At 64.1% G+C, this 23,208-nt stretch carries 8 protein-coding genes; 6 read left to right on the forward strand and 2 right to left on the reverse strand.

All coding sequences use genetic code 11. From position 1 onward, the window contains the following. Window positions 1–309 precede the first annotated feature (309 nt). Window positions 310–1,671, reverse strand: a complete 1,362-nt coding sequence (locus EV192_RS18525; RefSeq protein WP_132116977.1) for a PIN-like domain-containing protein — start codon at window positions 1,669–1,671, stop codon at window positions 310–312. A 37-nt stretch (window positions 1,672–1,708) separates the two neighbouring features. Here EV192_RS18525 and EV192_RS18530 point away from each other — a divergent pair, with 37 nt between their 5' ends. The 5 genes from EV192_RS18530 to EV192_RS18550 all read left to right on the forward strand — a co-directional run bounded on the left by EV192_RS18530 (window position 1,709) and on the right by EV192_RS18550 (window position 19,389). Next, complete coding sequence (locus tag EV192_RS18530) at window positions 1,709–2,779, forward strand: serine/threonine protein kinase (protein ID WP_132116979.1); 1,071 nt, start codon at window positions 1,709–1,711, stop codon at window positions 2,777–2,779. A gap of 71 nt (window positions 2,780–2,850) precedes the next feature. Continuing rightward, window positions 2,851–5,652, forward strand: a complete 2,802-nt coding sequence (locus EV192_RS18535; protein ID WP_132116981.1) for a DEAD/DEAH box helicase — start codon at window positions 2,851–2,853, stop codon at window positions 5,650–5,652. Window positions 5,653–5,654: 2 nt separating this feature from the next. After that, window positions 5,655–10,706, forward strand: a complete 5,052-nt coding sequence (locus tag EV192_RS18540) for a DNA methyltransferase family protein (protein ID WP_243726983.1) — start codon at window positions 5,655–5,657, stop codon at window positions 10,704–10,706. Then, the gene (locus EV192_RS18545; RefSeq protein WP_132116985.1) at window positions 10,703–17,209 is read left to right on the forward strand and encodes a DEAD/DEAH box helicase; all 6,507 of its coding nucleotides are present in this window, start codon (window positions 10,703–10,705) and stop codon (window positions 17,207–17,209) included. The genes EV192_RS18540 and EV192_RS18545 overlap by 4 nt, the downstream gene beginning before the upstream one ends. Then, complete coding sequence (locus tag EV192_RS18550; protein ID WP_243726928.1) at window positions 17,206–19,389, forward strand: UvrD-helicase domain-containing protein; 2,184 nt, start codon at window positions 17,206–17,208, stop codon at window positions 19,387–19,389. Before EV192_RS18545 ends, EV192_RS18550 begins: the two co-directional genes overlap by 4 nt. 471 nt (window positions 19,390–19,860) lie before the next feature. Here EV192_RS18550 and EV192_RS55845 read toward each other — a convergent pair whose 3' ends face one another. Beyond that, window positions 19,861–20,199, reverse strand: a complete 339-nt coding sequence (locus EV192_RS55845) for an IS110 family transposase (protein WP_132116987.1) — start codon at window positions 20,197–20,199, stop codon at window positions 19,861–19,863. 783 nt (window positions 20,200–20,982) lie between these two features. Between EV192_RS55845 and EV192_RS18560 the strand changes: the two genes are divergently transcribed. Continuing rightward, the gene (locus EV192_RS18560; RefSeq protein ID WP_132116989.1) at window positions 20,983–23,148 is read left to right on the forward strand and encodes a tetratricopeptide repeat protein; all 2,166 of its coding nucleotides are present in this window, start codon (window positions 20,983–20,985) and stop codon (window positions 23,146–23,148) included. The last annotated feature ends 60 nt before the right edge of the window (window positions 23,149–23,208 follow it).

Here is a 23,208-nt window from a genome sequence, read left to right on the forward strand (position 1 = left end):
TCCGGCTGGCACTGGGCTGTGGGTTTGACATCACTGGACGTGTGTCTTCGCCCAGGCCGCAGTATCGGCACTGGCGTAACCCGTGGGCATTCACGGTTTTCTGAGGCGCTGGCTTCAGCGTCGGCGCGAAGGGCGTAGCGCTGTTTCCATGCAGTTGTCTGTTGTTGGGCTCGAGCGTTGGTCCGGATTTCCTGCAGTGGAACAGTTTCCGGGCTCCCGCGACAGGCGGACCACCGTCGTAGGTGGCGTGATGGCAAGACCTCTGCGTCTAAAGCGCGCCATCACTCCGTGCTTGGGTAGTGGCGGACGTCAGACGAGTAGAAGTGGAACCAATTCCTCAGTGAGGGTGAAACCGGAAGCCCATCCGAACTTCTCGTGGTCGTACCTGGTTCCCAAAACGTCGAGGGCTTCTTCAGGTATGACGCCACGGTCTCGAAGTTCCTGGACGATTCGTTTGATGGGTCGGGTGAACCCCTTGAGCTGGCGTCGCTCCGGATCGTATTCGCCGAGCTCGTATACGTCGTCGCGGCTGATGTAGCCGCCTTGTTTGGCAGCCTGCCGGATTGCTGCCGCCTGGACCGGCGCCTCACGGTCGAGTCGGGTTAGCAGCTCGCTGATAGCCCCGGCATTCCAGCCGCCGGTCGGCAAGTCGCCCTCGTCGGCGAGCGAGCTATTCACCCGAGCAACAGATTCCGATGATCCCTCATGCACTGAAATCTGGAGAGCGGCCTTGGCATAGTCGAGCAGGCGATTTGGTTGCAGCATGAACAACTGCACTCCTGCGCGCTCTCGAAGCTCGTTGATGAGATGAGGGTGCGGGCCGCGGAGCTCTCCCCGTTCCATCCGCCACCAGTCCGGCTTGTTTTCCGCGGTCACGATCAGGACGTCACGACGAACGATTGACGCTTGCTGTAGCAGTTGTTCCCACACTAAGTAGTCACCTACGGCTCCGTCGAGCCCCTTGGCCTTGACGTCGCAGAAGCCGGGTGCTATCTCTGCTTCGAGTCGCCGCTTGCCCTCGTCGATCAGTCGTTGGTATTCGTCCTCGTTGAGGCGCGGGCCAACTCGTCCGTCCAGAATCGGCTCGAGCTCGCCGAGTAGTGAGTCGCTGTTGGTGTCCTGAGCGAACGAGCTGACCTGGTCATCCTCGTGTTCCTCGATCGTGTCCCGGATCGAGTCGAAGGCGGTGCGCAGTGTCTTGACCATCGTGGCCGTGTCGTCGCTCGACAGCGATGCGAGTTTCGCCCACTGGTTGATTTGCGTCAGGGCGTTGCTGCGCTGTGAGTCAAGCTGCTTCAGGGTCTCGGCGGTCCGTCTAGGGTTCCGCAACACCCCCTCTCGACTGTTCCAGAACTCGTCAATCACCCGTTCGGGTATCCAGAGATTGGGTTGCAGCGCGTGCAATACGCTCAGGAAGTCGGCCCGTGCCTGGGCGGTGTACCGGTAGAGGTTGAGCAGCACATTGGTATCCAGTACTACCAAACCGCTGGTGAGCACGTTTCGGTACTCGGCGTCAGTGGGTGTCCGGTACATCTCGTACCCGTCAAACAACCCCCGACCCTGCGCCGGAGATTGGTCCTCTGGTGGAACTTGTTCAACCACGTCGGCCATCTTGGACGAAGAAGTGGTCGAATGTAAAGCCTCTAATCCGCCACACCAGATGTGGATCACGTGGCAAGATTGGTGACCGCCGACCGAGGGAGTCACTGTGCCCAGTCAGATCGCGCAGCTACCGGAACGTATCGGCCCGTACAAGATCCGAGTTTTGCTCGGTGAGGGCGGCATGGGCGTGGTCTATCAGGGTGTTTCCCCAGCTGGCGAGATTGTTACCGTCAAGCAGATCCGCGGTGTCGTTCTCACCGATCATGACAAGGCTCGATTCCACAGCGAGATCGAAGCTCTCAAGATCGTCTACGGCGCGCGCGTTGTGCCCTTTATCGCAGGTGACAGTGCCCCAACCGATGAGGATCCCTGGCTGGCGGTCAAGTACATTCCAGGTGACACCCTCTGGGAGTACGTCAACACCAACGGACCGCTGGAGCCAGTGCTCGTCGCGATCATGGGCGCCGCACTGGCGGAGGGTCTCCAGTCCATCCATAATGCCAACCTACTGCACAGAGACCTGAAGCCCCGCAACATCATCCTCGGCCACGACGGACCGTTCGTGATCGACTTCGGCCTGGCGTTGCTCGCCGAAACCAAGGTCCGTAGGGCGGAGGACGCTGGCAGGCTGACCGCTCCCGGCGACACCGTCGGCACCCTCGTGTGCATGCCCCCCGAGCAGGTGCGAGGGGAGCCCCTCTCAGCAGCAGCTGATGTTTATGCGCTCGGCGCGACCTTGCTTTATGCCGCTACTGGCAACTATCCGTATGAAGCGCCCAACCAGTTCGCCCTGTCGGTGCAGATCAACTCTCCGTCGGTTGCACCAAACGTGACCCTCTTGCCGCCCGCGTTGCATCCACCCATCACGACGATGCTGGCAATGACCCCGTCGGACCGTCCGAGTCTGAGCCAGGTCACGGCCACCCTAGTCCAAATCGTCAACGCGGCCGGTTTTGACGCTCAACGCGCGCGCACGCTGCTGCGGCACACAACGGCGCGGACGACGCCGAGGGAAGCCGAGCCCGTGACAGCAAGCGCTAGCGAGAGTCACCAGCAGGAAGTGAGCGTCCCCCGCACGGGGAGGGAGCCGCTGTATTCCAGTACACCGTCGCCGAAAGGAGTGCTGCGCGCCGCGCGCAAGCTGCGCGTGGCGTACGCGAGAGATGCAGCGTTGTAACGCAGTAGAGCTAACTTTCCGAGCCACCCGGCGGATACATACCGCGGGGGTGACGTGGACGAGGGGTGTGCGTGACCGAGACGGAGACTGGTGGGTTAGCACCAGGAGCCCAGATTGTCGTACGTGACGAGGTTTGGCTGGTCCGAAACTGCACTCGCACTGAGCATGACGGCGACAAGATTCGCGCCATCGGGATATCCGGGCTGGTCCGCGACCAGGAGGCCACCTTCTTCACCGAGCTGGACAAGGTGCAGCTACTCCAGCCCGAGGAGACCCGGCTCGTGGCGGACGCCAGCCCGCAGTTCAGGGCCAGTCGCTTATTCTTGGAGGCCGCATTACGCCGGACTCCACTGCCGCAGTCGGAGCGGCGGCTGGCCATGGCCGAGAAGTTCCTGCTCAAGCGCAACCCATACCAGCAGCGTCCAGCGGAGATGGCGCTTGCGAACCTGCGGCCGAGGCTGCTGATCGCCGATGTCGTAGGCCTCGGCAAGACCATGGAGATCGGGCTGGCGCTGGCGGAGCTGATTCGGCGCGGTCGGGGCGAGCGGATCCTGGTGGTCACGCCACAACAGATCCTCGACCAGTTCCAGCGCGAGCTGTGGACCCGGTTCTCGATCCCCCTGGTCAGGCTGGACTCGGTGGGCATCCAGCGCATTCAGCGGGAGATTCCGGCCGGCCGCAACCCGTTCACCTACTTCAAACGGGTCATCATCTCGATCGATACGCTCAAGAGCGTCGGCAAATACCGGCATCACCTGGAGAACATCCACTGGGACGCGGTCGTCATCGACGAGTCGCACAACCTGTTCGGCGGGTCCAGCTTCCGGGCCCAACTGGCCAAGGTGCTCGCCCCACGCACCGATGCCCTGCTGCTGGCCAGCGCCACCCCACACAACGGCGACCGCGCGTCCTTCGCCGAGCTGATCGACCTGCTGGACCCGGCTGCGATCGCCGACCGCGACAACTACAAACCCGGCGACATCGAGCACCTGTACATACGGCGCACCAAGATCAGCCCTGAGGTGCGCGACCACGTCAAGGACAACTGGGCCGATCGGAGGCCGTCCGTGCCGATCCGGTGCGCAGCGACCACCGCCGAGGAACGGATCTTCGCCGAGCTGACCGAACGCTGGCTCGCGAAGGACTCGCAGCTGGGCACCGGCAAGGACCGCAAGCTGTTCCCGTACAACCTGATGAAGTCGTTCCTGTCCTCACACCGGGCACTCAGCGACACCGTGACAGCGCGCCTGAAGACACTGGCTGGCCGGATTTCGACGCAGGACACGGAGCCAGAACGGATAGCTTTGGAACGCCTCCGTGATCTCGCCGACGGCGTCACCGATGACGGTTCGGCGAAGCTAGCCGCGCTGGTGACGAAGTTGACCGAGATCGGTGTCGGCCCCGGCAGCACGACGCGAGTGGTGGTGTTCTCCGAGCGCGTGCCAACGCTGAAGTGGCTCGCCAAGACTCTGCCTGGCCGGCTCGGATTCCGCGGCAAATCCGCCAACACCGCCGTACAGGTGCTTCACGGCGGTGTCTCCGATCAGCAGGAGCAGGAGATCCTGGAGCAGTTCCGTCTCGCGTCCACGCCCGTGCGCGTCCTGCTCACCGGCGACGTGGCCTCCGAGGGGGTGAACCTGCACGACCAGTGCCACCACCTGATCCACTACGACCTGCCATGGAGCCTGATCCGCATCGAACAACGCAACGGCCGTATCGACCGATTCGGTCAGCGCAAGCAGCCTCAGTTCGCCGCCATGATCCTCACGTCTGCCACGCCTGGCGCCAAGGACGACACCACGGTGGCCGAGAAGCTGCTGGCCCGTGAGCAGGCGGCGCACCTCAGCCTGGGAACGGCCGAGACCGTGACCGGTCTTTACGACGCAAAGGCAGAAGAGGACCGACTAGTTCGGGATCTGCTTGCCGGAAAGACGGCGGAGCAGTCATTAGACGAGTCGCCGCAGCACGACGTGCTAGCCGAGTTGCTGGCGCCGACCGTTCAGCCAACAGCAGGCGCGAGGGCAGCACAGGTGTCCCAGCCCAGCTTGTTCGCCAGCACCGCGACCTTCGTCGACGAAGCGTTGCGCGAGCTGTATGGCACGGGGAACCCGCTGGGAGTCACTCGCGAGGATAACGTTCTCAGGTTGATCCCACCGGACGACCTGAAGCGCAGGCTTTCAGTCCTGCCGCCGTCCTACCTCAAGGAACAGCGGATCAACGAGCGACTGCTGCTCACTTTCGACCGAGACACCGGGGACGACCAACTGGCCAAGGCCGTCAGCGGCGCGAAGACGACGTGGCCGGCCGTGAGCTTTGCCAGCGATCTGCACCCGATGATCGAGTGGTTGGTCGACAAGGTACTGGTGCGGTTCGGCCGGTTAGAGGCGCCGGTACTCGCGGCACGGGTGACCGAGCCAGTGGTGCTGGTACAGGGCATGTATTCCAACGCGTTCGGTCGGCCGACCGTCGTGGAGTGGATGGCCGTGTCGGGGTTGCCGGACCAGCCGATCGTGCGCCCGATGTTCGAGGTTTTGGCGGAGGCCGAGATCGGGCCGAACATGATCAATAAGGGACATCTGGAGGACATGACGACCTTGCAAGGATTGGTGAAACCAGCGGTGGCCGCTGCGCGCGGGTATCTCGCAGCGCGGCGCGCAGAGTGGGATACCGGGATCGCCCAGCCTCTGCAAGAACATCTCCACCGGCTGAACCGCTGGGAGCAGCTCAGCTTGTTCGACTCCGGCACGATCACCGCGCGCAAGCAGGAAATCGTCCGGGACACAGTCAGTGAACAGCGTCATCTCGCCAACTCGCTGCGCACCTCAGGCCAACCGTTCCTGCGAGTGCTTGCGGTGTTGGAGGCCGGGGCGTGAGCATGGACTCGCTGTTCAACGTCGGGGAGTACGTTTCGGCGCACTACCTAGCCGAGGTCATGCCCAAGACGCTCAAGAGCGACAGGTTGCCGGCCTGGGCGAAGCGGGAGAAGGCAGGGGAGCCTTCCCCGCGTACGCAGCTGCGAGCGCTGCGGCAGCCGTTCTTCGCTGCTCGCGCACAACTTGACCAGGGTTCAGGACCGTTCTCTCCGAGTTGGCGCAGCGCGCTGGACGAGCTGCACTGCGAGAAAGTGCTGGCCAGCCTGGGGTTCGACGCCGTGACAGAGCCGATGACCATCACGGTGGAGCACAGCGGCGCCGAGCACGAGGTGGCGGTGCTGCATCACGAGCGGGACGTAGTCGTCATCGCATGCGGCTGGGCAACCGATCTCGACGCCGCATTAGACTCTGCTGGCGCCGGACGATTGCCGCAGCTGATCTCCTTGAGTTCGGGCAAGGAACTGGCGACCGGTGCCGATCTGGCATCGTTTCTGTTCGGTACGGAGAAGCCACCCCGATACGTGTTGATCCTGGTCGGCGCGATCGTGATCTTGGCCGATCGCCATGCCTGGAGCGAGGGCCGGTACCTCGCGGCGAACCTCGACACCGCACTGGGGCGCAACGACACCTCGCTGGCCGGCGAGCTCGACATCATTGCGGCGCTGTTCTCCGCTGAGGCGCTGCACTCCCCAGACAGCGGCGAGAACCCGCTCTCTTCGCTGGTTGACGCCGCGCAGAAACATGCCGTCGGCGTGAGCGATGACCTACGCACGGGTCTGCAGCGCTCGGTGGAGCTGATCGCCAACGAGGTGCTCGACCGGATCCGGGACGCGAACGTCCAACCTGAGCAGCTTGACGACGTGCGAGCACTGGCCCGTACGTTGACCCGGGAGTCACTGCGCTACCTGTACCGGATCTTGTTTCTGCTGTATGCCGAGGCGCGGCCAGAGCTGGGCGTGTTGCCCGCCGACTATCCGGAGTACGCCGAGGGGTACGGCATGGCGCGGCTCGGCGAGCTCGTCACGCATCCACTTGTCGATGAGGCCGCGTGTACCGGCTTCCACCTCTATGAGTCGCTCGACCTGCTGTTCAGTCGGGTCAACAAGGGCTACCGGCCGCGCTTGATGGGCGAGGGCTCGACCAGCGCTGACGAAGGAATCCGGTTCGAGCCGCTGAACTCTGATCTGTTTGGGCCCGAGCGGATCACGTTGATCGGCGTCGTGAAGCACCCGGACTGGGACGAGGACCAACCCGAAGCGGTGCCCGAGTACATCGACACGCGGCTGCGCAACGAGACCCTGCACCAGGTGTTGCATCTGTTGATGATCGTGCGTGGCAAGAAAAAGGAGCGCGGCGGCTTCATCTCCTACGCCCAGCTCGGCATCAACCAGCTCGGCGCTGTATACGAGGGGCTGATGTCCTACACGGGATTCATCGCCGCCGAGGAGTTGTACGAGGTTGCCAAGGGTGGCGACCCCTCGGGTGGTGGCTGGATGATTCCGGCGGCCAAGGCCGATCAGTTTCAGGACAACGTCTTCGTCACTCGTGACGATGATGAGACTGGTGACAAGCGGCGGGTCCGCTACCCGGCAGGGTCCTTTGTGTACCGACTGGCCGGCCGCGATCGTCAGACCAGTGCCTCCTACTACACGCCCGAATCGCTGACCAAGGTCACCGTGCAGCTCGCGCTGAAGCAGCGGATCGAGGAGAACCCGGTACCCGTCAAGGCAAACGACCTGCTGCGCTGGCGGATCTGTGAGCCGGCGCTCGGCTCGGGTGCGTTCCTCAACGAGGCGATCAACCAGGTCGCCACTGAGTACCTTCGGCGGAAGAAGGAGGAACTCGACGAGGACATTCCGCTGGAGGAGTACGATACCAGGCTCCGACAGGTCAAGGCATATATCGCGCTGCACAACGGCTACGGTGTCGATCTCAATGAGACCGCCGTCGAGTTGGCCGAAGTGTCGCTGTGGCTGAACGTCATGCACCCTGGTCTGGCCGCGCCCTGGTTCGGCCTGCATTTGCGACGAGGAAACTCGCTGATCGGCGCCAGCCGACGCTATTACTCCGCCGAACAACTTCCGCATGGCGACTGGCTACGGTCGAAGGACACGCTGCCTCCGACCGACCTTCCGTTCCGGGACGGCGCTCTCCCCGATCGTGCGGTGCATCAGTTTTTGCTGCCGGCGATTGGCTGGGGCGCTGTGGCAGGCGAGAAGGAAGCCCGCGCGCTCGCACCTGAAGCTGTCGCCCAACTTGCGGCTTGGCGTAAGAGGATCCATCACAAACCGAAGAAGGGCAAGCAGACCCAACGCCTGCAGGCCTTGGCCCGAAGGACAGAGTTCCTGTGGGACTTGGTGATCCAACGACTGGAGATCTCCGAGCGTGAGATCAGTCGCCGGATCGACGTGTGGGGCGCCGAAGAGCTGGACCATCCGCACGAGGCGGTGGACCGGCAGGAAGTCTACGACGACCTGCATGCTGAGGGAACGCCATACTGGCGACTGAAGACGCTGATGAACACCTGGTGTGCGCTGTGGTTCTGGCCAGTGCACCAAGCAGGTCTGCTGAACGGCACCGCTTCGATCTACCCGGATTCGCGGCAGGTGGCCGAACAGACTGAATCGGCCGAGCTCACCGAGCCCGCTGAGGCACCTGTGCCGGTGCCGTTTGCTGAACAGACGAGCCTGCTGCCCTTGATGCAGGAGTCGCTGTTCGGCGAGGCGAGCGAAGTCGAGGCACGTCCGTTCAAGCAGCCTCGCGCACCCAAGGTTCGTCGTCGTCCAGTGGTTCCGCTCTCTGGCCTCGATGACTGGCTGGAATTCGCCGAAGCCCTGCTGGGTACCAGCGATCTCGGCGAAGGGCACCTGTACAGCGATATCACGACCCTGCGTGAGCTTGACGAACTGGAGCACGACCTGCCAAGCCAGATGGGCATGGACAACGAGTTCCTTTTGCCCCAACGGTTCCCATGGTTGAGCACGGTGGAGGACCTCGCCGAGCGGCACGGGTTCTTCCACTGGGAACTCGACTTCGCCCACATCTTCAAGGCCGGCGGCTTCGACCTGCAGCTTGGGAATCCACCTTGGGTCCGGCCGCGCTGGGAGGAAAACACCGTACTCGCGGAGCTGGACCCTTGGTTCAAGCTTGCCGAAAATCCTGCTGCGAGCGCGTGGAGGGATCGTAAATCTGCGGTGCTTTATGAGGTACGCGCACAGCAGTTCTTCCTCAGTGAACTGGCAAGTCAGGTTGGTCTCGCTGAATACCTTGGGTCGCCGGCAACCTACGAGTTGCTTGTTGGAACCCAGCCAGACCTCTATCGAGCCTTCATGATCCGCACATGGGCTAACCTTGGTCTATGTGGCACCGCTGGGCTGCTACATCCAGATACCCACTTCGGTGGCGACAAGGAACGTCGACTTCGCGCGGAGGCTTACGCGCGATTGCGTGTGCACGGTGACTTTGTCAATGCAGGAAACAGGTTCTTCCCTCCGCCGGTAAATCGGAGCTCACATTTTGGACTACACGTCTACGGTAGATCGAAGAAGATTGGATTCTCGCACCTTAGTTGGCTCTTCGGAGCGTCCGTTCTCACCGACTCGCTCGCTGCTGATACTAAGAGCGAAGATCGGTTGGTGGGCGTTCGGGTTGACGGTGCATGGGATGTCCAGGCGCACCGAAGCCGGGTCATTAACGTCGATCGTGAGATGTTGTCGGCATGGGCGAGACTCACCGGCGAGACGGGTATTCCGGTTGAACAGGCCAAGTTGCTGTATCCGGTCAGTCGGTCAGAGGATGAGGCGATCGTCACACTGGGCGGATTCGGGTGCAGGCTAGCCGATGTGGAGCCGAGGATAAGTCGTGGTTATGACGAGGCGAATGCAAAGAAGGATGGCCTGATTGAATGGTGGATCGGTCAGTCGGACGACTGGTCGGATGTGATCCTCAAAGGCCCACAACTCGGTGTTGCGACGCCGTTTTTCAAGCAGCCGCCGAACACGGGAACGGGTGCACGTCCGCAAGACTTGACCGAGCTCCCTGTCGATGCGGTGCCGGGCACGAGCTATCGCTGCATCGAGCAACCTGACGGGGCTGCGATAGCTCAAGATCGTTGGGTGGATCATCGAGCGCTCGCCGAGCTGTTGGCTTCAGCGCAGGCGGTCGAGAAGGCTCGGTTCGCTGTGGCTGAGCAATATGATCTCCTGCTGGCAGAGGTTACGGATGAGCAGATCGAGGCCCACCTTCGGGAGCTATCCAAGCGACCGTATACTGACTTCTATCGTGTGGCTTGGCGTCGCAGAATCGCGGACGATACAGATCGTAGCCTTTTTGCCGCATTAATCCCGCCGGGCCCAGCTCATGTCCATGCAGTGCACTCCATGGCGTTGTCGGATAATCGGGAGACTGCGCTAACCGCCGGGTTCTGGGCAGCAATGCCGTTGGACTATCTGTTGCGGGCCACGGCAACGAAGGACTTGCAACCGGGTGCGGCACGGTTCATGCCTGCTTCGAGTGCCGACCATGTCCTGGCTTCAGGGCTGCTACTTAGAACGCTACGGTTGAACTGCCTGACTGCGGCCTATGCTCCATTGTGGACAGAGCTGTTCGACATCGCCTGGCCGAATGAGCAATGGGCGGCCACCTGGCCAGGGTTGGCGCCGCTAGGCAAGGTGACCGGTGAATGGGGTTCGAACACTCCATTGCGTACCGAGCGGGAGCGTCGAGCCGCATTGGTTGAGGTTGACGCACTGGTTGCAGTATGGCTGGGGCTGACCGCGAATCATTTGGAGGCGATCTACCGGTCTCGCTACCCGATTCTGTCCGACTACGAAGATGTCACGTGGTTCGACGCTGACGGTAGAAAGATTGCTGGAAACTGGAACACCTTCGGCCACGGTCAAACCAAGGAGCACTACCAGCAGTTGATGGCGTACCTGGAGGACAGTGAGCCGCCGCCGACGGGGTACAGGCCGCCGTTCTACAAGGCGGACCGGGTCGCTGAGATGCAGCTGGCTCACGCGGTGTTCAGCAAGCGGTTGGAGGAATCTCGATGAGGCCAACGCTTGCTGCCGACGAACTGCGGCGCAACATCACACAGTACCTGACCACAACCTTCGCGCTCGACGACGACACGACCCGCGCGGCGCTGGAACGGTTCTTCACCGATCCGACCGACGGCATCTTCCGCGGCCCCTACCTGCGTATCCGCACTCCGTTCCGGGAAGCCGATAGCGGCTGGCGCAAGCACTTGGACTGGTTTCCACCGGGGTTCACGCCGTACCGGCACCAGGCCGAGGCGTTCAAGCGGCTGTCCACACGACGAGGTCCTGCCCAGCCAACGCTGATCACCACGGGTACAGGCTCGGGCAAGACTGAGTCGTTCCTGATCCCAATTCTCGACCACTGCGCACGTGCCCGCCGCAACGGGCAGGCCGGCGTCAAAGCGATCCTGCTGTACCCGATGAACGCGCTTGCCACCGACCAGGCGCTGCGCATCGGCGACAGCTTGCAGGATCCGGCGCTCGCCGGAGTCACCGCGGGCCTCTACATCGGTGACACCTCGGAGACCGAGTTCCCCAAAGTGCTCACCGGGCGCAGCGAGATCCGACGGGCGCGGCCGGACATCCTGATCACCAACTACAAGATGCTCGACCTGTTGCTGCAACGCGAGGACGACCTACGGCTATGGGAAGACGCCGCCCCGGCATACGTTGTGGTTGACGAGTTCCACACGTACGACGGCGCGCAGGGGACCGATGTCGCCATGCTGCTGCGCCGCCTGGCCGCCGCCCTGGGTGTTTCCGAGCCGGGTCGCCCACTGGGCAGCATCTGCCCGGTCGCGACCTCCGCCACTCTTGCCAGCAACGACGCCACCGATCTTGACGCGCGAACCCAACTGCTGTCCGTGGCGGGTCAGGTGTTCGGCACTCCATTCACCGACGCTGCCGTCATCGGTGAGGATCGACTGACTGTTGAGGAGTTCGTCCCTGACAAGGAGATGGACTACCACCTCCCGGTGCCCAGTCCGCAGGAGCTCGCCGCTCTGCCTGACCCCGCAGACGATCCAGCGGCACTGGAACAGATCAGTGTTGCCGTGCTGGGCGAGCCGATCACGGACCCCGCCGAGTTGGGCGCCCGGTTGCGCCGACACATCCTCACGTCGGCGGTGCTGGCGGTGCTGTCCGAACGACCCGCCGACCTCGACGAAATGCTTGCCCGCTTGCCGCGTAACGGCGTGTACGCCTGGGGTGCCGCCGTGCGCACTCATCCCAGGGCCGCGGCGACCGCCCTGGCACGATTCGTAGCACTGCTCTCGCATGCACGCGATGCCCGCAACCCGCAGCGACCGCTGGTCAATGTCGAGGCCCACCTTTGGGTTAGGGCCGTTACCCGGCTCTTGCGTGAAGTCAGCGGTACCCCTGCATTCCTGTGGTCAGATGACCGACCGGAGCCTGATTCCGGCGGCAACACCGTGTACGCCGTGGGTGATGACGACGAGGCCCGCACTATGGTCGTCCGGCAGCCAGGTCGCTATCTCCCCGCCGTGTACTGCCGCCACTGCGGCCGCTCAGGGTGGATGGCCATCTCGCCGGAAGCCAACCCAACCGAGCTGATCACCAAGCTGGACCGGATCTATCGGGCGAATTTCACGACCGACCGGAGGCGGCAACGCCCCCTGATGTACGCGACCGAGGCCGAATTGGCCCATGTTGGCGCCGACACATCGGTGTACGTGCTCGACCCCAACGGCGACCGACTCCGCCCCATCGACCCGGTCCGCGACCTCACTCCGGCTGGTTTTGTCGGCGCTCCGATACTGGCCGACATGCGCACGGACCAAGCAGCCGACGAAGCCGCCGCGGACGGAGTCTGCCCCGCATGTGGGATGAAGAACGGCATCCTGTTCCTCGGCGCCGGCTTGGCGACGCTGGCATCCGTCGCGATCACCGAACTGTTCACCGGCGGTGAACTGGCAGCCGGCGAGCGTAAGACGTTGCTGTTCAACGACTCCGTGCAGGACGCCGCACACCGCGCGGGGTTCGTCGCTGACCGCGCGTACACCTTCTCGCTGCGTGCCCTGCTCACCAGCCAGATCAGGGAGGACGCCCCGAAGGCGCTCAACGACCTGCTTGCCGACCTGCTTGGCGCGGCCACCGAAGCACAGACGCTGGCCGCGGTTGTGCCGCCCGACCTGCACAGCCAGCCCGGTGTCCACGAGCTGCTTTCCGGCGCCCCGGTGTCGCCCGCCACCTGGGAGCTGATCGGCGAGCGGTTGGCCTTCGCGGCGATCTGCGAGTTCGGCCTGCGTTCCCGCCAAGGCCGCACCCTGGAACTGACCCGTACCGCCGCGATCGAGGTCGCGATCCCGGAACCCCATCGGATAGCTGGCCTGGCCAAGGATATCCACCAGGGGTTGGCCGGGCAGATCGTCCTCGCCCCGGCAACTCCGCTGCCGGACCTCGATCGCTACCTCACCTTCGTGCACGGGTTACTTCAGCGGCTGCGCACCTCGGGAGCGATCAAGCACCACTGGCTCGACAGGTACATTCACAATGGCGGTGTGCGACGCTGGCTCATCTGGGGCGGGCGCAGCCCGGGGATGCCTGCATTTCCCAAAGGCGTGTCGGCGCCGACGTTCCTACTTCAGCAGGCACGAGGCAGGAGTGGGTTCGACTTCGGGGGTGCGCCTGGTAGTTGGTACGTCGATTGGGCGATCCGGTGTCTCGGGATCCCGAGGGCCACGGCTCCGGCTTACTTCGCCGAGTTGCTGCCCGCACTCGCCGGCGCGGGGGTGATCGCGGCGCACACCACCGAGCATGACGACCGCGTGTTCGGCCTGCTCCCAGGTCATCTTCACGTTCAGCTGATCTCTGACGACCTGCTCGCCGACGCGGTGCTCGTCTGCGATGGATGTCACCGCTACCAGCCGCTGTTTCCTGGCAACGAGCTTGTCTGGCATGACAAGCCGTGTCCGCGATTCCGATGCACCGGTACCTTGCGGTCGGCCGGCACTCGCGCGGGACGGGACTTCCAGATCGACTACTACCGACAGCTGTACCGCAATGCCGGGCCCTACCAAGTGGTTGCCGCGGAACACACCGGCATGCTGTCTCGGGGCCAGCGGGAACGGGTCGAGGAGGGGTTCCGGACTCGCGCCGCCTACACAGACCCCAATGTCCTGTCGGCGACGCCAACCCTGGAGCTGGGCATCGACATCGGCGACCTGTCCGCGGTGATCTTGGCCTCGCTACCCCGACGGCCTGCGAACTACGTGCAGCGCGTTGGCCGCGCCGGTCGTCGGACCGGCAATGCGCTGCTGCTCACCTTGATCGGGCGCCGACCCCGTGACCTGTACTACCTCGCCGACCCCCTCGAGATGATCGCCGGCAGCATCACCCCGCCCGGCTGCTACCTAGCCGCGGTGGAGATCCTGCACCGCCAGTACCTTGCCCATCTGGTGGACTCCGCGGCGCGGGGAAGGCTGCCCGGAGTTCTGCCGATGCCGAGGCGGACCTCCCAGTTGTTCGGCGATTCGGGTTGGCTCGCCGAGCTGGTGACCGCGGCCGTCGAACGGGCCGATGAACTCGTCGCCGGGTTCCTCGCACTCTTCCCACTCCACCCCGATGACGAAGTGGGCCACCAGGCGCACAGTGCGCTGCGTGAGTTCGCCACCACCGGCTTGAAAAAGAAGGTCGCCGATGCCGGGGCGAGCTTCACCCGCCGAATGGATGACCTGCGGGCGACACTGCGGTCCATTGAGGAAGCGATGTCCGGCCTGGTCGCACAGGACTCCGAACATGCCCAGTTGCAACGGGAACTCAATGCTGAGCGAGCCCAGATCAGACGCCGCGTCAACGACATCGGTGTGCGCGCCGACGCGCACAGCACCTTGGTCGAACTTGGCCTCCTGCCCAACTACTCCCTGATCGACAGTAGAACCAAGCTGGAAGCGACGCTGACGTGGCAGCAGGTGAGCGAGGCCGATCAGACGAGCTACCACAGCGAGTTGCGCGAGTACGACCGAGCCGGTGAGCTCGCGCTGACCGAACTCGCTCCCGGCAACACGTTCTATGTCAATGGATACAAGCACAAGATCACTGGATTGGATGTCGGTTCCGAAGCCCGGCCACTGTGGCAGGTGTGGCGGCTGTGCCCGGACTGCGGGCACGTGCGAACCCATCGCGCAACCGAGGACACCAGCCCCTGCCAGCGTTGTCACAGCAGTGCCATCGCCGATCAAGGCAGCGTGCACAAGGTCCTGGCGCCCCAGCGAGTCGTCGCCAGGGACCGCCGCGAGGACGTCCGGGTCAGCGATGACTCCGATGACCGCGATCGGATGTACTACGAGGTCGCTCCGGCGGTGGACATCGAAACCAGGCACCTCGCGCCGGGGGCATGGCGACACGAGAGCATCACATTCGGTGTGGACTTCACTCGTCGGGCCGTGATCAGGCAGTTCAATCTCGGCCGGCAGCGTTTCGACGTCCAGCCAACCGGATCGGTGGCCGGCGAGCAGGTCCGCATCACCGGATTCGGGGTGTGTCCGAAATGCGGGTACGCGACTCCCGAGGACCCCGGCCAGCTTGCCGCCACGTCGATCAGCGACAACCCCCACCGCCCGTGGTGCCCACGCAAACGCAATCCGAAGGCCGGCTTCGACGAGCGGCTCATCCTCGTGCACGAGCTGGCCACCGAGGCCATCCGCATCCTGCTACCGGCGGTCACGATCATGGTGGACGAGCGCCGAACCTCATTCGCCGCGGCGCTTCGGGCAGGTATCGCCGCCCACTACCGAGGCAATCCCGAGCACCTCAAGGTCACCAAGGCGTCGATGCCCGACCAGGAAACCGGAGAACGACGCAGGTTCCTGGTGCTCTACGACAGCTTGCCAGGGGGCACTGGCTACCTGCACCGCCTGGCCACGCCGCAGGCGTTTCACGAGGTGCTGGAGGTCGCCCGCACTGTGATCAACAGCTGCGTGTGCGTCGAGCAGGGCAAGCCCGCGTGCCATCGGTGCCTGTTGGCCCACGTGCCAGCCGAGGAACATCCCTTGGTGAGCCGGTCTGAAGCCCTGCGCATGCTCGATGACCTGCTCGGTCCGGACGGCGCGGCCTTTGTGGTTCGCGATGTCGCTGATGCCGCGGCGATCCCGTTGTCGAGGCAGGTTGACAGCGAGCTGGAGAACCAGTTCGTCGAGGGGCTGCGCGCCTGGTGCAACAACCCGCGGACACCCGGCAGCCTGGGGCCGGTGACAGAGGTGGACGGCAAGGAGATGCTGGATCTCCGGGTCGACTCGCCGGATCGCACCCGTGTCACCCATTGGCAGGTCGAGCTCCAGCACAACTTTGAAGACCAGATCCCTGACGTGATGTTCTCCCGGCTCGATGGGCCGCCGCTGCGTATCGCGGTGTACCTCGACGGGTACCGCTACCACGCCAGCATCGACAAGAACCGGATTGCCGCAGACGCGCGCAAGCGGATGCGATTGCGGGCCGACGGGATGTTCGTCTTTCAATTGACCTGGGACGACGTGACCAACCTGGCCGGTGACCACCACGCCGATCATGCCTGGCAGCCATACCTGGGCTCGGCACAACACGTCGCCCGGCAGCGCTATCAACAGCTCGGTGGACGTGGGGAGGAACTCGATGAGCTCATCTGGACCAACCCGATGCAGACGCTGCTAGCTTTCCTTGGCGATCCCGACGCCGATCGGTGGCGATTGAGCGCGGAAGCCGTGCTGACCGGACTGCTGGCGCACGAGCCCAGCCGGCGGGAACTTGTCACCACCAATTCCGATGGCGCGCCGGAGCGGCTCCGTGCCGCGCTTCATGGCGAGGCGGTGCCCGCATCGGTCGAAGGCATGATCACTGTGATTCGACACGTGGACGGCATGGGCTGCCGGGTTGTCGTCGCCGTCGATCGGCGTGACCCGACAGCGCCGGTGCTCAGCGGGTTCACCGTGCTCGACGATCGCACCGGCACCATCGAGGCCGACCAGGAGGCCCATCGGCGGCGTTGGGCCGCGTGGCTGCGCTGGGGTGACGTGCTGCAGTTCCTCGGCTCTGACAGCGGGGACGGCATGCAGCTCGCCGTCACCGACATCGACCTCGTCGACCCCGCGCTGTTGGCGGCCAGCGGCGGCACCGGAGCCTTCCTGGCCCTACGGGCCGCGGAGCACGGCACAACGCCGGTTGTCGATCCGGATCCAGCGCCGTCGGTGCCCGTCGACGTCAGCTGGCGGGGAGCACTGGAGTTGCTCGATCCCGACGAGCCGGAGCTAGTCGTCCTGGCCCGTGCACTGGCAGCCCGCGGAGTACCCGCGCCCACCGTCGGCTTCGAACTGGGTGGTGAAGGCTGGCAAGCCGAACTCGCTTGGCCTGACCGGAAGGTCGGCGTCGTGGTCGATCTCGTTCAGCACAGGGCGCCGGACGAACAGCGCCGTCGTGACGCCGCCTACGTCAGTGCGGGATGGGAAACCCGCCTCGCCAAGGACTGGTCGGTTGACGGCTTGGTGCGACGGATCGTGGCGGATTCGAAGGAGGACCTGCGTTGAGCACGCGGAACAGCATGCCGGTCACCCTGCGCATGCTGGAGAAGGCCGAGAAGGAAATCTCCAAGCTCGAGCGCAATGTGAAGGGCGCGGTCTGGGACTTCCAGGGCAAGTTCCGGCGTGAACCGGATTCTCCCGGGTTGCAACTCAAACAGCTCCGGGGTTCCAAGCTGTTCTCCGCTCGGGTCAAGGACGACTACCGGGCCATCCTGGCGAAGGTCAAGGACAACGTCTGGCTACTGCTGACCGTTGCTCATCGCCGCGAGTCCTACGACGACCTGGAGAAGTATGCGGAGCGATTCGCGTGCGAGGTCAACGCAGTGACCGGTGGCATCGAGTTCGTCGACGTACTCGCGGTCGAGAACAGCATCAACGAACGGCGGCCACCGGAGACAGGGACTCCGTCGCTGTTCGGTGCCTACAGCGCGAAGCAGCTAGTCGAGCTGGGCGTTGCCGAAACACTGGTACCGATCGTCGCTAAGTTAACGAGTGAGGAGGAGCTGCTCGGCCTGATCGAGTACGCCCCACAGCTCACCGGTGAAGTCCTGCTCGCTCTGCACGACGGCAAGTCCGTAGACCAGGTGCGCGCCGAGATCGTTGAACCGCAGGCCGCTGACTGGCCGGTGGATCGAGACAACCTCGTGGAGGCGTTGGCTCGCCCAGCCACCCAGGTCACCACCGACGACGAACAGTTGAAAGCGGTGCTACAAGGCGACTTCGATCGATGGAAGGTCTTCCTGCACCCCACTCAACGCAAACTCGTTGCCCGCGACTACAGCGGACCGGCGAGGGTCAGTGGCGGCCCAGGCACAGGCAAGACCATCGTCGCCCTACACCGGGTCGCGCACCTGGTGTCGCAGCTGCCCGACGATGGTGAGAAACGGATCTTGCTCACCACCTATACCCGCAACCTGGCTACCGACCTTAGGGCCAAGCTGGTCGAACTGGCCGGCAAGGACGTCGCTGACCGCGTTGATGTGGTCAACATCGACAAGCTGGCTCGCAAGGTTGTGGACAACGTCGAGCGATCGGGTCGTCAGCGGGTCGTCCTAACTGATCACCAGGCCATTGATGAGTGGCGTGCACTGCTTGCGGAGATGGGCGACACGGGCTGGGATGGGGAGTTCCTCGCTGACGAGTGGTCGCACGTGATTCTTGGCCAGGCACTGGGGTCATTCACGGAATACGCGCGGGCTCGCCGAGCCGGACGCGGCCGCCCGTTGACTCGATCCGAACGCATGAGTGTGTGGCAGTTGGCGGAGCGATTCGCCAAGCGCATGGATGACAACGGCTGGACCACTCACGCTGCGACCGCGGCACAGGCTGCGCGGATCGAGGCGGAACGCGCCGCCCGGATCGCCGCAGGCGAGCTCAGTGTCGGGGGCCGCGGTTATCGCTACCTGCATGTCGTCGTGGACGAGGCGCAGGACCTGCACGCCGCGCACTGGAAGATGCTGCGCGCGATGGTCGCTGAAGGCTCGCGCAACGATATCTTTTGCGTCGGTGACACCCACCAACGGATCTACGACAATGTGGTGTCCCTGGGCAGCCTCGGCATCAATATTCGGGGCCGCTCGGCCCGTCTGACTCTCAATTATCGGACCACCAAACAGATTCTCGGCTCAGCGCTGAGGTTGCTGAGTGAAGAGAGCTACGACGACCTCGACGGCGGTGTCGACAGCCTTGCTGGATACCGGTCCGTGCTGCGCGGCGCTGTACCTACGGTGCGTGGATTCGACACGCTGACTGCTGAACTGGACGGCATAGCCGCGCAGGTGGAGGAATGGGTCACCAGCGGTACGCCGCTGGAGGCGATTGCAGTGTGCGTGCCGACGAAGGATCTGGTGGATCGAGTCGCTGCGCGGCTGGCCGCAGCGGCGGTGCAAACCGTCGAGATCACGCCCGATGGTCCGAAGGGGCGGGAAGGTGTCCACATTGGAACGATGCACCGTTTCAAGGGACTGGAGTTCCAACGGATGATCATCGCGGGTGCTTCAGATGATCTGCTGCCCCGAGCGGCCATCGATAGGCGGCGCAAGACCGATCCTACCCGGTACGCGCGAGAGTTTCGACGCGATCGGTCGCTGCTATTCGTTGCGGCCACTCGTGCTCGTGATGACCTGGCCATCTTCTGGCATGGCGCACCGAGCCGGTTCCTATATGGAGCTCAGAACGGCAACTGAGCCAGCCCGTGAATGGCGAAACTAACGCATGTCAAGTGGCATGCAGTACTGTGAAGAACTCCGCCCCAGACGATCCCGCCGCGTGTCGCGACGCGTCCGGCCTGGCCGGGGGTCAAGGGAACGGGGTCAGGCTTGCAAAGGTGACGCTGCAGCGATCGATCGATAGTGTGGCGAGCCGTTCCGCTTCAGTGCTGTTGGTGAACCACAGAAGTGCAGGAGCAGGAGCGAAACTGGAGCGGTGGACGTACTTGTCCTGTCGTCAGATGATCTCAACTGTCCTTAACGGACGCATGTTGTGCAGGTGATTCTCTGTTCCCGCTGGTCACCATCCTTTATGGACGACCCTGGGGGAGAAGTCTGCACCTTACCGCGAGGTAAAGTGGTCGCCTCTCCTGGAGGAGCGGCGAGTGCGGCTCCAGATCGTGGTAAGTGTACATGGGTGCTGATGATTAGGTTCGGTGTGACGCTCGATCAGCTGCATGAGTGGGCGGTGCGCCATGAGCCGCCGGTGAAACGAGGGAGGTGCAAGACCTGGCTGTTCGACCCGGCCAGAGTCAGCGCATAGATCGCACGGCCGGTGGCCCGCAGCGCGGCCACCATCAGCCCGCGCGAGGTCTCGAGGACCACCGGGATGGGGGTCTCGGCGCTGTCGCCAGCCTCGGCCAGCAGATCCAGCAGTTCGGTGAAGCCCTGCGCGTCGTCGGTGATGCGTCGTTTGGCGATGAGCTTGCCGTCCTGGTCAACCATGGCGACGTCGTGGTGCCCTTCTCTCCAGTCCAGGCCGCAGAATGCGCGGGGCCGTGCGGTCACGTGCCGATCTCCGTTCGTTGGGGTATCTATGCTGGTCACTGCCCCTGATGAGGACGCGCGGCGCCCTAATGATGAGGCTCATGGCCTTCCCTCCGATTGAGCCGTTCGCGATCTCAGCGATCCGCACGGTTCCGGTCTGCACGCCAGAGCTCGCGGGCTCTCGTTGAGCGAGGTGTCGACCGTGCGAACGGGCTGCAACCACGAACATCAACCTCGTTGATCAAGGGTGCAGGTGGTGACCCGACACGCCGCGGGCGCCGCTCTATCAGCAGGGCTCCACAGCTCCCGGACACGACAGTCGTCCACCTGGCCTGCCAGGCCACCACCCACTCGGGAACGACCATGCTGGCCTCGGCGTCGATCTCGTGGGGGACCTCTCGCACGGTCAGGGGAAGCACAGACATCTTTCGGTCACCGTGGCCGTTCGGATGTCATTAGGGGAAGCACAGGTCAGAGCCAAAGTGGCATAAGACCGTCTCCACGATTCCGGGGGATTGACAGTGCCTCTGAGTTGGCCCGGGAGCTGGGCTCGGACTAGCAACGGCACTGCATGCCGTTGACAGCCAGCACCTCGCCGTGTGCAAATGCAGCACTCAGTGAGGTCCGGACGGGGCTACCGATGCCAGTTATCGACATGGCCGCCGTCTGGAATCTCTATTGCGTGATGCCGCAGGTCAGGAGGCCACGCCGTCAATGCCCACCATGTCATGACACGAAGAGTGTTCACCTTCTGGCGGATTGGAAGCAGGGTGGAGTCAGGTTCGTCATGTGGGAGGTGGTGCTGTGAAACGGGATGTCGAAGTTCGCAACGAGGTGTCACTGTCGACGGCCGGGGCGGTAGTGCAGGCAGGCGTGGTTCATGGCGGGGTGCACATAGGTCCTGCGGTCGTCCCGCCGGTGATTCCGCGACAGTTGCCTGCAAGTCCGCGATACTTCACGAACCGAGCATCCGAGTTGGCCGCCTTAGATAAGGCATCGGCGACCGGGGCTATCCATGGCGGGCCGATGTTGGCGGTGGTGACCGGGGCTGCTGGCGTGGGGAAGACCGCGTTGGCGTTGTCGTGGCTGCACAGCAGGACTGACCGGTTCCCCGATGGTCAGCTGTACGCCGATTTGTCGGCGTTCGGCCCGACAGGTCCAGCTACGCCCGGTGAGATCCTCGGTAGGTTATTGCGGGGCATGGGTATGTCCGGTGACGCGATTCCGCTCGCGACGGCGGAGCGGGCAGCGTTATTTCGGTCGGTCACGGCGGATAAGGCGGTGGCACTGTTGTTCGACGATGCCGCCTCTGCCGGACAGGTGCGGGCGCTGCTCCCAGCCTCTGCTCACTGCGTGGTGGTGGTGACAAGTCGACGGCGGCTCGGTGGGCTGGCGGTGGACGGAGCTGTCATGGTGTCGCTGGGGCCGTTGCAGCCGCAGGAAGCAGCGGACCTGATAGGCGCGACGGTCGGTCCCGACCGAGTGGCGGCGGAGCCAGCCGCGGCGCGAGAGTTGGCCTCGCTATGCGGGGGAATGCCGATCGCGCTGCGGATTGCCGCGGCGCGGCTGACCAGCCGGCCCCGCCGTCGTCTCGCCGGTCTGGTGAGTGAGCTTGCCGACGAGCGGCATCGGTTGGACGTCTTGGCTGTGAGCGACGACTCGGTCTCCGTCCAGGCAAGCTTCGACCTGTCGTACCGGGAGTTACCGGGCGCGGCCGCCCGGATGTATCGGTTGTTGGCGTTGCATCCGGGGGCGCAATTCGGCAGCGGCGTCGCGGCCGCGGCCATCGGGATGCCGGTGCCGCAGGCCGCCGAGCTGCTGGATGTGTTGGTGCAGTCGAGTATGCTGGTCGATGTCGCCGAGGACTGCTACCGCTTTCACGATCTGCTGCGCCTGCACGCTCGGCGATACGTCGAGGTACACGAGCCACAGGGGGCGCGGCAGGACGCGGTACGCGCGATGGTGGTGTGGTATCTCGATCAAGCAGTAGCAGCGGATGCGTTGATCACCCCATTGCGACGACGTTTTGGCGACCGCTACCAGCGGCTGCCGCAGGCGATGATCCCGACTCCGCGGATCCCGCAGCCGAACGACACCTCGCGTGCGTTGGACGCGCTTCAGAACGAACTGCCCAACCTGCTGGCCGCCCAGGACACCGCGGCCCGTTGCGGGTGGGATGAGCTGGTGTGGCAGTTGGGCGAGGCGTTGTGGGGCGTTTTTCTCTATCGCAGCCACTATCCGGAGTGGATGGCAGCTTGCGAGCGCGGTGCACGCGCTGCCGCCCAGTGCGGGAATCTTGTCGCGGAGTCGCGCATGCTGGTGCAATTGGCAGCGGCCTACCTGCGACTCAACCAACCGGACACAGCCATGCACTGGTGCCAACAGGCGTGGGAGCGAGCTGAGGAGGCGGGTGACGGGCGCAGCCAGGCCACCGCGTTGGAGAACCTGGGCGCTGCCGCGCACGCCCAAGGCCGCCTTGCCGACGCGATCGGCTACTACCGGCGTTCCCTGGACCTCAATGAGCAGCACCATGAGGTCCGCGGGGTTGCGCTGTTGCAGTGCTATCTCGGCTACGCCCTGTCCGATCACGGCGAGCCGGACAGCGCGATCGACTCGTTCCAGCGCTCTGCTGAGACAGCGGCTTCGATCAGCGATCACCACTGCCGGGCACAGGCAATCGTCGGCATCGGCACTGTGTACGCGCGTCAGGGCCAATTCGCCCTGGCTATCGCGGAGATGACCGCGGGGCTGGAGGTGCTCAGCGCTACGGCGGTCCCGGCGTTGCGGGTTGCCGTCTTGGAACGGCTCGGCGAGGTCAGTCAACAGGCCGGTGACCTTCTTGGAGCGCGCCACAATTGGGAACAGGCTCTTGATCTCTATGAGCGGATGGGCGACCCGAAAGCCGAGCGTGTCCGCGACCGACTGCATGCACTGACCACCCCGGACACAGCCCCGTCAACAACCTCATAACCCGCAGCAGCTAGTCGGTGCATAGTCCAGACCCGCTGCGACCCCGGTGAGTGTAGCGTC

Origin of the sequence: Actinocrispum wychmicini (assembly GCF_004345645.1) — a bacterium.
In the GTDB taxonomy this organism is placed as follows: Bacteria; Actinomycetota; Actinomycetes; order Mycobacteriales; family Pseudonocardiaceae; genus Kibdelosporangium; species Kibdelosporangium wychmicini.